This is a genomic window from Microbacterium sp. NPDC012755 (assembly GCF_042901325.1).
Taxonomy (GTDB): domain Bacteria; phylum Actinomycetota; class Actinomycetes; order Actinomycetales; family Microbacteriaceae; genus Microbacterium; species Microbacterium natoriense.
Genome location: NZ_JBIBCT010000001.1, coordinates 2098503 through 2111523, shown reverse-complemented (window position 1 = coordinate 2111523; position 13021 = coordinate 2098503). Strand labels below are relative to the sequence as shown.

Annotated in this window: 13 protein-coding genes; 2 read left to right on the top strand and 11 right to left on the bottom strand. The window is 71.0% G+C overall.

The annotated features are described in order from the left end of the window. Positions 1–69: 69 nt before the first annotated feature. A complete protein-coding gene (locus ACFY5A_RS09800) occupies positions 70–819 on the bottom strand; it encodes an SURF1 family protein (RefSeq protein ID WP_386954498.1) in 750 nt (249 codons plus the stop codon). 58 nt (positions 820–877) lie between these two features. Then, a complete protein-coding gene (locus ACFY5A_RS09795; protein WP_105672720.1) occupies positions 878–1999 on the bottom strand; it encodes a GuaB3 family IMP dehydrogenase-related protein in 1122 nt (373 codons plus the stop codon). Between the two features lie 70 nt (positions 2000–2069). Between ACFY5A_RS09795 and ACFY5A_RS09790 the strand changes: the two genes are divergently transcribed. Further along, on the top strand, positions 2070–3161 hold the full coding sequence (locus ACFY5A_RS09790; protein WP_387233546.1) for an FAD-dependent oxidoreductase: 1092 nt from the start codon (positions 2070–2072) through the stop codon (positions 3159–3161). 64 nt (positions 3162–3225) lie between these two features. Here the strand turns inward: ACFY5A_RS09790 and ACFY5A_RS09785 are convergent, their stop codons facing one another. From ACFY5A_RS09785 to ACFY5A_RS09745, 9 genes are all read right to left on the bottom strand, one after another. Continuing rightward, positions 3226–4914, bottom strand: coding sequence for an ATP-binding cassette domain-containing protein (locus ACFY5A_RS09785; protein WP_341940014.1), 1689 nt, complete (start codon positions 4912–4914; stop codon positions 3226–3228). Between the two features lie 137 nt (positions 4915–5051). Beyond that, positions 5052–5603 carry an OsmC family protein gene (locus ACFY5A_RS09780; protein WP_105672786.1) on the bottom strand — a complete coding sequence of 184 codons (552 nt, stop codon included), beginning with the start codon at positions 5601–5603 and terminating at the stop codon, positions 5052–5054. Between the two features lie 98 nt (positions 5604–5701). Beyond that, positions 5702–7471: an ATP-binding protein gene (locus tag ACFY5A_RS09775; RefSeq protein WP_387233542.1), complete on the bottom strand. Its 1770-nt coding sequence runs from the start codon at positions 7469–7471 to the stop codon at positions 5702–5704. Then, positions 7468–7815: a response regulator gene (locus ACFY5A_RS09770; protein WP_341940016.1), complete on the bottom strand. Its 348-nt coding sequence runs from the start codon at positions 7813–7815 to the stop codon at positions 7468–7470. The genes ACFY5A_RS09775 and ACFY5A_RS09770 overlap by 4 nt, the downstream gene beginning before the upstream one ends. Beyond that, the gene (locus ACFY5A_RS09765; protein WP_341940017.1) at positions 7812–7955 is read right to left on the bottom strand and encodes a hypothetical protein; all 144 of its coding nucleotides are present in this window, start codon (positions 7953–7955) and stop codon (positions 7812–7814) included. Before ACFY5A_RS09765 ends, ACFY5A_RS09770 begins: the two co-directional genes overlap by 4 nt. Next, positions 7952–9442 (bottom strand): glycosyltransferase, encoded by a 1491-nt coding sequence (locus ACFY5A_RS09760; RefSeq protein ID WP_341940018.1) that lies wholly within the window; start codon positions 9440–9442, stop codon positions 7952–7954. The genes ACFY5A_RS09765 and ACFY5A_RS09760 overlap by 4 nt, the downstream gene beginning before the upstream one ends. After that, positions 9439–10152, bottom strand: a complete 714-nt coding sequence (locus tag ACFY5A_RS09755) for a PHP domain-containing protein (protein ID WP_341940019.1) — start codon at positions 10150–10152, stop codon at positions 9439–9441. The genes ACFY5A_RS09760 and ACFY5A_RS09755 overlap by 4 nt, the downstream gene beginning before the upstream one ends. Continuing rightward, on the bottom strand, positions 10149–11135 hold the full coding sequence (locus ACFY5A_RS09750) for an ATP-grasp domain-containing protein (protein ID WP_341940020.1): 987 nt from the start codon (positions 11133–11135) through the stop codon (positions 10149–10151). Before ACFY5A_RS09750 ends, ACFY5A_RS09755 begins: the two co-directional genes overlap by 4 nt. A 1-nt stretch (position 11136) precedes the next feature. Beyond that, positions 11137–12183: a response regulator gene (locus tag ACFY5A_RS09745; RefSeq protein WP_387233536.1), complete on the bottom strand. Its 1047-nt coding sequence runs from the start codon at positions 12181–12183 to the stop codon at positions 11137–11139. Between the two features lie 227 nt (positions 12184–12410). On the opposite strand from ACFY5A_RS09745, the gene ACFY5A_RS09740 reads away from it, so the two are divergent. After that, entirely contained in the window at positions 12411–12875 is a 465-nt protein-coding gene (locus tag ACFY5A_RS09740) for a DUF4190 domain-containing protein (RefSeq protein ID WP_387233533.1), read from the top strand. Positions 12876–13021 lie beyond the last annotated feature (146 nt).

Sequence of the window (13021 nt, the reverse complement as noted above, 5' to 3'; positions counted from 1 at the left end):
AAAACCGTTCGGAGAGAGCCCACAATCATCGCGCAGATGCGCGCGAGCGGGTGCGCGGATGCGCGGAGTTCACGCGGATGCCGCGTCTTCGAACTCCTCGACCTCTCGCTCCCAGGCGTCTTTCGCGAGGCGGTACCAGAGGTAGAACGCGAAGCCTGCGAAGATCGCCCACTCGACCGCGTAGAAGATGTTCAGCCAGTTCACCGAGGAGCCCTCCTCCGGCGCCGGCGACGAGATGTCGACCAGTCCGTCGACGGCCGAGATCGACGCGAGGTACGGGCGGTACACGCTCAGCTGGTCCACGTCGTGCCAGCGGCTCAGCAGCGCGGCCGGGGACATGCGGTCCAGCCTGTCCGGTTCGTCGCGGGGCGGGACGACCGGCCCTTCATCGGAGATGATGCGTCCGGTCACCGAGACCTCGGAGCCGTCGGCATCCGCTTCCAGATCCGCAACGGCGGCATCGGCCGACTCCCGATCCGGCGCCCAGCCGATCGCGACGGCGATCGACGTGCGCTCGGCGACGCGCAGCTGACCGGTCACCCAGTAGCCCTGCGCACCGTCGTTGAAGCGGGTCGACACGACGATGAAGTCCCCGGGGATCCAGTGCCCCGTCGTCTTCACGCGCTGCCCCACGAGAGGTTCGTTCAGATACTCCCCCGGCTCCACGACATCCGTGAGCGGACGGACCTGCTCGGTGGCCCCTGGGGCCTGCGGCGACGTGTCGATCGCACGCCCGAGCTGCCACTGCCCGAGCCAGGCGAACACGCCTGCGACGACGAGGCAGAGCAGCAGCATGCCGATCCAGCGTCCCCGGAGCATCACCTCACGCAGGGTGGGCGGGAACAGCGCAGGGGTGGTCACGGTGAAGCGCGGGCCCTCAGGCCTCGTAGGGCGCCAGGACGACCTCGACCCGCTGGAACTCCTTGAGATCGGAGTATCCGGTGGTCGCCATCGACTTGCGGAGCGCCCCGATGAGGTTCGCCGTGCCGTCCGCCACCGGGGCGGGACCGTACAGGACCTCTTCGAGCGTGCCGATGCCGCCGACCTCGACGCGACGGCCGCGCGGGAGCTTCGGGTGGTGCGCCTCAGGGCCCCAGTGGAACCCGCGGCCGGGAGCATCGGTGGCACGGGCCAGCGCGACGCCGAGCATGACCGCGTCGGCGCCCATGGCGAGAGCCTTGACGATGTCGCCCGAGGTGCCGACGCCGCCGTCGGCGATCACGTGCACGTAGCGCCCGCCCGACTCGTCGAGGTAGTCGCGGCGGGCCGCGGCCACGTCGGACACGGCCGTCGCCATCGGGGCGTGGATGCCGAGGGTCGCGCGCGTCGTCGACGCCGCTCCTCCGCCGAACCCGACGAGGACGCCGGCGGCTCCGGTGCGCATGAGGTGCAGGGCCGCTGTGTAGGTCGCGGCGCCGCCGACGATCACGGGGACGTCGAGGTCGTAGATGAACTTCTTGAGGTTGAGCGGCTGGTCGACGCTCGACACGTGCTCCGCCGACACCGTGGTGCCGCGGATCACGAACAGATCGACGCCGGCGGCGGCGACCGTGTCGTAGAACTCCTGGGTGCGCTGCGGCGTGAGGGAGCCTGCGACGGTGACGCCCGCGTCGCGGATCTCCGCAAGTCGGCGCGTGATGAGCTCGGGCTTGATCGGCTCGGAGTACAGCTCCTGCATCCGCGTCGTCGCGCTCTCGTCGCTCAGACCCGCGATCTCCGCGAGAAGGGGTTCCGGGTCCTCGTAGCGGGTCCAGACGCCTTCGAGGTCGAGCACGCCGAGGCCGCCCAGCTGACCGAGCATGATCGCGGTCTTCGGGCTCACGACCGAGTCCATCGGCGCGCCGAGCACCGGGATCTCGAAGCCGAAGGCGTCGATGGTCCATGCGGTGGACACGTCTTCGGGGTTGCGGGTGCGCCGCGAGGGCACCACCGCGATGTCGTCGAACGTGTACGCGCGTCGCGCGCGCTTTCCTCGGCCGAGATCGATCTCTGTGGTCACCAGACCAGACTACCCGGCACGCGGAGGCATCGACGGCTGGGAGACTGGAGCCGACCCTCAGGGAGGACGCATGAAGACGGATGCCGTGCAGATCGCGGTCGTGGGCGGCGGCGTGATGGGGCTGGCGACGGCGTGGGAACTCGCGCGCCGGGGCCTCAGACCCGTGGTGCTCGAGCGCTTCGCCCGCGGACACCACGAGGGGGCCTCCCACGGAGCCACCCGCAACTTCAACAACGCCTACGACGACGAGCACTACCTCGACCTCCTCGTGCGCGCCCGCGAGGGGTGGGACGCGCTCGGCGCCGTCGACGGCGAACCGCTGCTGCGCCTCCACGGCCTGGTGACCCACGGCCTCCTCGACCTCGACCCGATCGCCCGCCGCCTCGGCGAGCGCGGCATCCACGCCGTGATGCTGTCCGCCGCCGAGGCGACCCGCCGCTGGCCGGGCATGCGCTTCGCCGACGACGTGCTGTACTCGCGCGACGCGGGCGTCGCCAGGGCGTCGGCCGCGCTGGTCGAGCTGGAGCGCCGCATCGACGACACGGGCGGAGAGGTGCGGTGGGAGACGCCGGTGCTCCGCATCGACGACACGGATGCCGGGGTGCGGCTGACGCTGCCCTCGGGCACGCTGGACGCCGAGGTCGCCGTGATCACGGTCGGCGCATGGACATCGCGGATGCTGCCGTCACTCGACCTGCCGCGGCTGACGGTCACGGAGGAGTCCCCCGCGCACTTCGCGCCGACCGGCGACGCCGCGTGGCCCTCGTTCAACCACTACGCGGACCCCAAGCGCCACCCGGCGACGGTGTACGGCATGCCGACGCCCGGTGAGGGAGTGAAGGTGGGTTTCCATCGCGTCGGCGACGTGGTCGACCCCGACGCGCGACCGCACCGCCCCGCCCATGCGGAGGCTCTCGCCGAGTACGTGCGGGAGTGGATGCCCGGCCTCGACCCGGCATCCGCCGCTCCGATCAGCTGCACCTACACCTCGACCGACGACTCGGCGTTCGTGCTCGACCGACGAGGGCGGATCGTCGTCGGCGCCGGCTTCTCCGGGCATGGCTTCAAGTTCGCCCCGGGCGTCGGGGCCGTGCTCGCCGACCTCGCCCTCGACCCGTCGGCGCGCGCAGCATCCCCGTTCCGCCTGCCCGACGGTCGGTGAGGGGTCGAGCAACGTCGAGTGCGTGCGGTCGGATGCCGCACTTCTCGACCCCTCACTGCGCCCGTCAGCGCGCTCGCAGGACCCGCTTCTCGTCCCAGACCGGGGCATCGGCCTCATAGACCTCGCCGTCGGAGCCGAACACCAGGAAACGGTCGAACGAGCGGGCGAACCAGCGGTCGTGGGTCACCGCGAGCACCGTGCCCTCGAACCGCGCGAGAGCATCCTCGAGCGCCTCAGCGGACTCGAGGTCGAGGTTGTCCGTCGGCTCGTCGAGCAGCAGCAGGGTGGCCCCGGAGAGCTCCAGGAGCAGCACCTGGAAGCGCGCCTGCTGACCGCCCGACAGCGACTCGAAGGTCTGCTGGGCCTGCCGCACGAGGCCGTACCGGTCGAGCGCCGAGCTCGCCGCATCCCTCGGCATCCCCGATCTGCGCTCGTCTCCGCGGTGCAGGATCTCCAGCAGGGTGCGTCCGACGAACTCCGGATGCGCGTGCGTCTGCGCGAACAGCCCTGGGACGACGCGCGCACCGAGCACAGCCTGCCCGGAGTGGGCGACCTCGCTCAGCTGCTCCCCCGTCGACGTCACATGGCCGAGCGTGGGGTCGGGGTCGGTGCCCCCTCGGGCCAGCAGCCTCAGGAAGTGCGACTTGCCCGAGCCGTTCGAGCCCAGCACCGCGACCCTGTCGCCGTACCAGACCTCCGCGTCGAAGGGGCGCATGAGGCCGGTGAGCTCGAGGCCCGTCGCCACGACCGCGCGCTTGCCCGTCCGTGATCCCCGCAGCCGCATGTCGAAGTCCTGCGCCGGCGGGCGCTCCTCCGGAGGCCCTGCCTCCTCGAACTTGCGGAGTCTGGTCTGGGCCGCCTGGTATCTCGACGCGAAGCCGTCGTTCGCGGACGCCTTCACCTTGAGGTTCGCGACCAGGATCCGCAGCTTCTCGTGCTGCTCGTCCCACCGCCTGCGCAGCTCGTCGAGCCGGTCCATGCGGTCGCTCCGCGCCTGGTGGTAGGTCGCGAAGCCGCCGCCGTGCACCCACGCCGTCGCACCGGCGCCGCCCGGTTCGAGCGTGATGAGGCGATCGGCCGCCCGCGCCAGCAGCTCGCGGTCGTGCGACACGAGGAGCACCGTCTTGGGCGTCTGCCGCAGCTGCTCCTCGAGCCAGCGCTTGGCCGGCACGTCGAGGTAGTTGTCCGGCTCGTCGAGGAGCAGCACCTCGTCCGGCCCCCTGAGCAGGGCCTCGAGGGCGAGTCTCTTCTGCTCTCCGCCGGAGAGCGTCGTGAGCTCGCGGTACCGCGCCCGCTCGAAGGGCACGCCGAGCGCCGCGACGGTGCACTGGTCCCACACCGTCTCGTGCTCGTAGCCGCCGGCATCCGCGTACTCGGAGATCGCGGTCGCATACGCCATCTGCGTGTCGTTCTCGTCGCGTTCGATGAGCGCGTTCTCGGCGACCTCCAGGGCTTCGGCCGCCGCGCGGATGCGCCGAGGCGCCACGCGCACCAGCAGCTCGTGCACCGTCTGCCCCGGTTCGCCGTGGCCGACGAACTGGTCCATCACTCCGAGTCCGCCGTCGATCGTCACGACGCCGTCATCCGCCGCCTGATCACCGCGGATGATCCGCAGCATCGTCGTCTTGCCTGCGCCGTTCGGTCCGATCAGCGCGCTCGTCGAGCCTGATCCGACCCTGAATGTCGCTTCATCGAGAAGCGGTCTGCCGTCTGGGAGCGTCAATGAGACGCCGGAGACATCGATATACCCCACCGTGCGTGGCCGTCCTTCCGCCCGCATGGCGAGCCGACCAGGCTATCAGGACTCGGGGCGCACGGCGAACCGTCGCGGACGGCGGGTGCGGTGCGGGCGCACCCGCCATCCACGACGGCTCGGTTCCGCGGCGACGATCAGACGAGCGCGCCCGAGGTCGGCACCGGGTTCGCGAACAGGTCGAGCACGGGGCAGTGCGCGTCGACGACCCGGCGCAGCTCCTCGTACTGCTCGGCCGTGTCGGGACCCGTGATGTCGACCCGCACGCGCACGTCGTGGAACCCCGCACGACCGGACTCGTCGATGCCGAACAGCTTGCGCACGTCGAGGTCGCCCTCGGCCGTGATCTCGATCTCGTCGATCGTGAGCCCGAGCGCCTGGGCGTACAGACGGAAGACGACGACCTGACAGGAGACGAGCGCGCCCAGGGCGTACTCGACCGGGCTCGCCGCCGCGTCGTCTCCGGCGAGGGCACCCGGCTCGTCGACGAGGAAGCGGTGCTTCCCCGCGCGGATCTCGGTCGCCACGGATCCGATGCCGCGACCTGTGACCTTGTAGGTGAGGGCGGCCGCGCCCGCATCGGCGGCGATGCGCTCGTTCCACGCGGTGCCCGCGGAGGTGAGACGCTGAGCGCGCTCCTCGGCGGTGACGTCGGCGATGATCGAGAGCTGTTCCTGGAGAAGAGTCATGCGGCGAAGGTACCCGCGCGCCGTGCGGCGCCGCACGGTCGGCGTCACCCGCGGTCACCCGCCGTCACGGCGCGACACACGGGGGCGCCGCCGGCGCCTCAGCCCAGGCGCAGCGCCTCGGTGCGGGGCGCGAGCGGCAGGGTGATGCGGAACTCCGTGCCGACCCCCTCCTGGCTGCTGACGTCCATCGATCCGCCGTGCGCGAGCACGATGGCACGCGTGATCGTGAGCCCGAGCCCGACGCCCGGTACCGCGTTCCTCGTCGCGCTGGACGCGCGGAAGAAGCGGGTGAAGAGCATGCCCTGCTCGTCCTCGGGGATGCCGATGCCGGTGTCGGCGACCGAGAGCCGGATCACGCCGTCCCCTCGCTCGACCCGCGCCGTCACCCTGCCGCCGCGCGGGGTGAACTTGATCGCGTTGGAGAGCAGGTTGTCGAGCGCCTGCCCGACGCGGCCGGCGTCGGCGTCGAGCCGGAAGGAGTCCACGGGGATCTCCGCGGCGAGCTCGATGCCCTCGCGCTGCGCGTGCGGCCGCGCCGAGGCCACGGCGGAGACGACGAGGGCGCCGATGTCGGCATCCGCCTTCTCCAGAGGGAACCGGCCCGACTCCACCTGCGCGGTGAAGAGGAGGTCTCCGACGAGGTTCAGCAGCCGTTTCGCATTGCGCTCGATCACCGCGACGAACTCGGTCTGGTCGGCGGTCAGCGGCTGCCCCGGGTCGTTCTGCAGCAGATCGAGGAAACCGATGATCGCGCTGAGAGGGGTGCGCAGCTCATGCGAGATCATCCCCACGAACTCGTCCTTCATGCGGGCGACCTCGACGGCCTTCGTCTCGTCGGTGATGACGAGCAGATATCCTCGTCGCACGCCGGAGCCGTCGCGGTGCGCCGTGACCGTCAGGCGGGCGGGGACCGACGAGCCTCCGGCGGTCCTGACGTCGAGGTCGGCCTCGACGAACTGGTCGGTGTCGGCCGCTGCGAAGAGGCGCCGCAGCCCCTCGGGGAGCTCGGGGGCGTGATCTGCCGGAGCCGTGGCCGGACAGTCCTCGAACGTCGAGAGCGCGGAGGCGGGGAAGAAGTGGTCGACCCGGACGTCGGCCAGCGCCTCCGCGGGTGTCAGCCCGAGCAGGCGCACGGCTCCCGGGTTCCACTCGACGATCTTCCCGTCGAGGTCCGTCGCGATGACGGCCTGGGCGGTGATCGACTGCCACAGGCTCTGAAAGGAGTCGAGCAGTGTGCGGTATTGGGCTTCGCTCGCACGGAGCTGCTCGACCATGGCGAGGTTCTCGGCGAGGGCTTCGGTGCGCTCGGCCACCAGACGCTCGGCCTGCGCGATGCGCAGCCGCTGCTGCCGCGACAGCTCGTTGACGAGGGCGCCGACGGCCGCGAAGACGAGGGGCCCGATCACGCCGCGCAGCCACGACACCGTGTCGGGCGGTGGCGAGGTCAGGTACGGCATGAGCAGGGCGATCGAGGTGAAGATCGCCACGATGAACACGTGACGGATGCCGGGGGCCGCCGCGATCCAGACGACCGGGAGGAGCACGAACGACGAGAACAGGGAGCCCGACCCGCCCGTGCCCGTTCTCAGCAGGCCGATCCCGAGGATGTCGACGATCGGGATGAGAAGCACGACCCAGCCCTCGTGCACATGCCGGATGCTGAGGACGACGGCGAGAGCGGTCGTTGCCATCACGACCGCGACGCCCGCGACTGCGGCGGCGGCGCTGGTGATGGGGAAGCTCGGGATCGTGACCATGAGCACGGCCGCAACGAGGACCGCGATCGTCGTCGGCGCCTGCTTGACGAGCGGCGAGGGGTCGTCGAAGAACCGGCGCCACCCCTTCTCCGTCGTCGTCAGCTCGCTCACCGTCCGATCCTTCCGACGAGCTCGCGGAGATCAGCGCCGATGATCGGCTTCGGGAGCGCGGCATCCGCCGGCGGGTAGTCCGCCGCGTCCAGGACCGAGCTGATCACGAGGAAGCACTCGGGGAAGCGCCGCTGCACGAGACGCGCGCACTCCTGACCGGAGATGCCGGGGAGAAGCAGGTCGAGGACGGCGATGACGGGTTCGATCTCGTCGAACGCGGCGATGGCGGTCTCGGCGTCCTTGGCCACGAAGACCTCGAACCCCTCGCGCTCCAGGTGCCGGCGCAGCAGCGCCGCCTGATCCTCGCTGTCCTCCACGACGAGCGCCAGACGTCGCGTGCTCATCGGAGGAACAGCTCTCTGACGATCACGATGACGACGACGATGCCCAGTGCGATCAGCGCCTGCGGCACCAGCATCCGCTCCTTCTGCGCGTCGCGCGCGATCTCCTCGCGCTCGTCGCGCTCGTTCGGCATCCCGGTCATGAGTCGACCCGCCCGATCTTCTCGGTCTTGATCCAGGTGGCGTCGGCCCGGCGCCACTCCTTGAGATAGGAATCCACGGTGACCGCGCACAGAAGCGATCCATACCCGCAGATATATACGAGCAGCCCGGCGAGGAACCGGCCGCCGGGCAGCGGCTCCACCGCGCGGGCGAGCCAGATGCCGAGCATCGAGATCGGCCCCCAGAGGAAGAAGACCACCGCCCAGGCGAAGCGGGTCTGCTCGGTGAGCGACCCGCCGAGCGCGCGGACCAGCGCATCGAACGCCCAGGGGAACAGCGCGATCAGCATGAGCAGGAGCGCCCCGAGCCCCGGGAACATGATCGCCTCCCGCCAGGCGTGCCGTGATGTCTTCGGGTCGAGCTGCACCGAGAAGAGGATCGAGAACAGGTAGATGCACGCCGCCGCGATCCACATGAAGCGGAACACGAACTCGGCGATGTCGCTGTGCAGGATCAGGAGCACCAGGAGGGCCGCGGCCGCGAGGAGCATGAACGCGGGGAGCAGCAGGATCGTGAACCAAGCCAGCCCGAACGAGAAGCTGCCGAGCGCGTGCTCCTTGCTCGGCCGGAACCACAGCGAGCGGTAGATCGATGTGAGCTGCACGTTGCCGCGGGCCCAGCGCAGGCGCTGCTTCCAGAGGGCGTCGATAGAGCGCGGCTCCTCGGCGAGCACCCGAGCATGCGGCTCGAACACCGCACGACGGCCCTTGAGCTGCCCCTCGAAGGTGGTCATGGTGTCCTCGGCGAGGGTGCCAGCGGGGATCCGCCCGCCGATGGCCTCGAGGTTGGCCCTGGAGTGCAGCTGCGCGCCGCCCGCGAGGCAGGCCATCGCGCCCAGCACGTTCTGCGTCCGCCGGGCGGAGAGCTGCCCGATGATGTACTCGACCGCGATGAACCGCGTGAGGTAGTTGCGGTCGCGGCTGCCCTCGGCGATGTAGGCGGTCACCGCGCCGACCTTCTCGTCGGCGAGGTGCCGGGTGAGCTTGCGCAGCGAATCCCTCGCGAAGATCACGTCGGCGTCCATGATGAGCACCGCTTCGGTCCACTCGTCGGCGAGCACGACGTCGAGACCGTGGTTCAGGGTGTGGGCCTTGCCCTCTCCCCCGACCTGACGGCGCAGATGGACGACGCGTCCGGGGTGAGCGGCGGCCTTGGCGGCCACGACCTCCGGGGTGTCGTCGTCGGAGGCGTCGTCGACGACGAACACCCGCAGGCGCTCGGCCGGGTACTCCAGCTGCAGCAGGCGCTCGATCGCGGGGCCGATGACCCTGCCCTCGTTCCACGCGGGGATCACGACCGCCACGTTCGGGTGGAAGGGCGCGGCCTTCCCGTAGTGGTTCGTGAACGCGTGCAGAGGCAGCGAGAGGAACTGCAGTCCGGTGTTGATGACGGGCAGGGTGCCGACGAGGACGCAGAGGAGGAGCAGGATCACGACGGCGGTCTGCAGCCAGGTCAGGTCGGCGGTCACTCCCCCGCCTCCTCTTCCAGCAGACGACGCACCCGCTCGTAGCGCCCGACGGTCGCCGCCTCATGGCTGTCGGTGGAGGCCACGAGCCTCGCCCCCGCCGCACGGAGGGCACGCAGGGTCCGCGGTTCGGGGCATCCCCACTTCTCGTTGACCTCCACGAGCGTGTCCGTCCGCGCGGCGGTCTCGGCCCATGCCGCGAGGGCCTCCTCGTCGAGGTCCTGCTCGGAGAGGCCGATCTTGGGCAGCAGGGAGAAGCAGTGGGCGAGCTGGTTGCCGGGGTGCCGCTCCATTGCCGCGATGAACGACGAGGTGAACTGGTCGAGCACGTCGCGGGTCGCCCATCCGCCGGAGATCCGCTCGCGCACCTCGCTCGGGCTCAGCGGCCCGTCGGCGCCGGGGTACTGATGGTCGGCGATGAGGATGCGGTCGACGCCGGTCGGGAGAACGGGGATGTCGAGGCGCCCGGACGCGTCGAGCACCTTCGCCTCCACGCCGGTGAGCACGGTGAGCCCCTCAGGCACGCGGAGCGCCGTGATCGCGGAGAGGTACTCGGGAACCCAGGTGGTGTCGCGGCGGACGTGGTCGACGAGGCGGAGGGTCGTGAGCCCCGCGGACACGGCCGCGGCGACGTTCTCCTCCGGAGTGGAGACCGCGTCATCCGAGAACGTCGAATGGACGTGATGGTCTCCCCGGAGCAGGGCGTCGCTCACAGCTCCTCCTGGTGCCCCGCGTGATCGGAGACCAGCACCTCGTCGATCTCCACGATGACGTCCTCGAGGAATCTCACGAACGCGACCTCGCGGAACGGCACGCTCGCCGGCAGCTCGCGGCCGAGGAACAGATCGACGACGAGCGACGGGATGTCGACGCCCGCGGCGATCGTCAGCGGCAGCGCTCCGGGGAACCTCGGGTTGACCTCGAGCAGCATGGCGCGCCCGTCGCGGCCTCGGCGCAGCTGCACGTTGGCGACGCCGACGAGTCCGATCGCCTTCGCGATCGCCGACGCGGTCTCCTCCAGCTCCGGGTCGTGCACCGTGCGGCCGGCGATCGCGACCCCGGAGTCGACGCGGGCCCTGGTGCGCGGCACCGCGGCCACGACCTGCCCCGCGGCATCCGCGATCACGTCGACGGAGTACTCCTCCCCGGGGAGGAAGTCCTGCACGATGAGCCCCTCGTCGACGGGGAGCGCATCGAGCGCCGCCCGGTCGGGGACGAGCCGGATGCCACGGCTGCCCGCACCCTGGCGGGGCTTCGCGAAGACGGGGAACTCCCAGTCCAGGGCCTGCGCCGCGGGGCCTGCGAGCACGGTCCGGGGAGCGCGCCCCGTGTCTGCGCACCTCTCGGCGAGCAGCAGCTTGTCGAGGGAGACTTCGAGGGTGTCGGTGGACGGCGCCGCCAGGACGGCGGGGGCCAGCTCCTCGCGGCGCTCGGAGAGGGCGATGAGCTCGACGTCCACGGTCGACACGACCACGTCGATCGCGTCGTCCTCGACCAGTCGCGCGAGGGCGGGCACGAACTCCTCCGCCCTGCCGGGGGGCACCAGTCGCCGCTGCTCGGCGGGGACGAGGTAGAGCCCTGCGGCCCACCCGTCCATGTCGGCCGCGAAGACGGTCAGCTCCGGGCGCTTCAGGAGCGAGCGGATCACCACCACTCCCGCCGGCCCTCCGGCTCCCGTCACGAGTACACGGGGCATGTCAGCCTTCCTGTCGCACGAATTCGTGGGCGCCCACGAAGGCCGCCGTCTCCCGGACGATCTCCAGCGGCTCGACCGCCAGTCCGCCGCCGAACCGCGACCAGTACCGCGCCGTCGCGCGGACGAAGTCCGGTGCGAGGTAGTCGCGGTTCGCCGTCTGCGAGTCGAAGCACTCCAGCAGACGCAGCTTCTGCTCCACGTAGCCGTCGATGCGGACGAACCGCGTCGGACGGAAGTCGATCGTCGATGAGGGGCTCTGGTAGCAGGCGACGGTCCCCACGGCACGGGTCGCGACGGCGGTCGCCTCGTTCACCGCGCGGTGGTCCTGGTGCCGGTCGTGCGGCGAGTGGGTGTACACGATGGTGGGCTGGATCTCCTGGACCACCTCTTCGATGAGGCGCACCGTCGACCCTCCGCCCGGCATCTCGGTGTCGACGAGGTCGTGCAGGAAGAGCCGTGCGCCGAGGATGTCCGCCGATGCCAGCGACTCCCGCTGGCGGCTGTCGGCATCCCCTCCCCGTGCCCCGCGCGAGAGCGTGAGGATCGTGATCTCATCTCCGGCCGCGGCGTGCGCGGCGAGGAGTCCTCCGATGCCGATCTCGACGTCGTCGGGGTGCGCGCCGACGGCGAGCACGACCTCCCTGCGCCGCTCGGCCTCACGCCGACGACGGCCTTCGACGGCCAGACGCTGGACCGACTCGACGAGGCGGACGTTGTCGAGAGGCTTGGTGAGGAACTCGTCGGCCTGCGCGCGGAGCGCCGAGACCGCGTACTCGACGGACACGTGCGCGGTCATCACCAGCACGGGGATCGCGGGAGCGGAGCGGCGCAGTTCCGCGAGGAGCTCCAGTCCGTTGAGCCCGGGCATCTCGATGTCGGTCACGACCACGTCGGGGCGTATCGTCGCGATGCGTTCGACGGCCTCGCGACCGTCGGCGGCGAGGTCGACGATGCAGCCGGCTCGTCGTTCGAGCACGGTCTTGACGAGCAGCGCGACGTCGGGGTCGTCATCGACGACGAGGACGCGAGTGGGGGTCTCGGTTGTCATTCAGCTCTCCTTGGGGAGATTCCCTGCCGTGGGGAACGGCGCTGCATCCTGGTGCCTTCATCACCGTGACGCGGGAAAGGGCGAGCGGGGTATGACGATTCTGGCATACAGGCATATGGGAGGGATGCTCGGCGCGCGAGCCGCGCGCACGAACCGGTGGTGGTCCGTTCCGTGCAGTCGCTACGCTCGGGCTGACGGATTTTCCACCCCAGATCAAGGAGCGATCCATGTCGACCCCGGACCCGCAGAACCAGCCGCCCTCCTCCACGCCGCCGCCCGTTCAGGAGGGCGGATTCCCCGCGCCTCCCGCACCCGGCCCGGCCGGGTACGCGGCCCCCGCCGCACCGGCCGCACCGGGGTACGCCACCCCCGGCTACCCCGCCGCACCCCAGGGCTACCCCGCCACGGCGCCGGTACCCGGCCGCACCCTGTCGATCGTCGGACTCATCCTCGCCTTCATCCTGCCGCTCGTCGGCATGATCCTGAGCCTCGTGGCCCGCTCGAAGCTGAAGAAGGCCGGCGCGCCGACGGGTCTCGCGACCGCGGGGTTCTGGGTCGGACTCATCCTCACCATCGTCGAGATCATCGGCTTCATCGTGATCGTGATGCTGTTCTCGAGCCTGTTCTCGATGTGCTCCGACCTCGGCCCCGGAGTGTGGGACGTCAACGGAGTCACCTACACCTGCGGCTGACGCGTCGCTACGAGAAGCGGGGGGGGGGGGGCGCGGGGGGGGCCCCCCCCCCCCCCGGGGGGGGGCCGCCCCCCCGGGGGGGGGGGACGGTGGCGTCGCCCCCCCCGGGGCCGCGGTGGGCGCGCCCCCAGCCCCCGCGCCAGGAC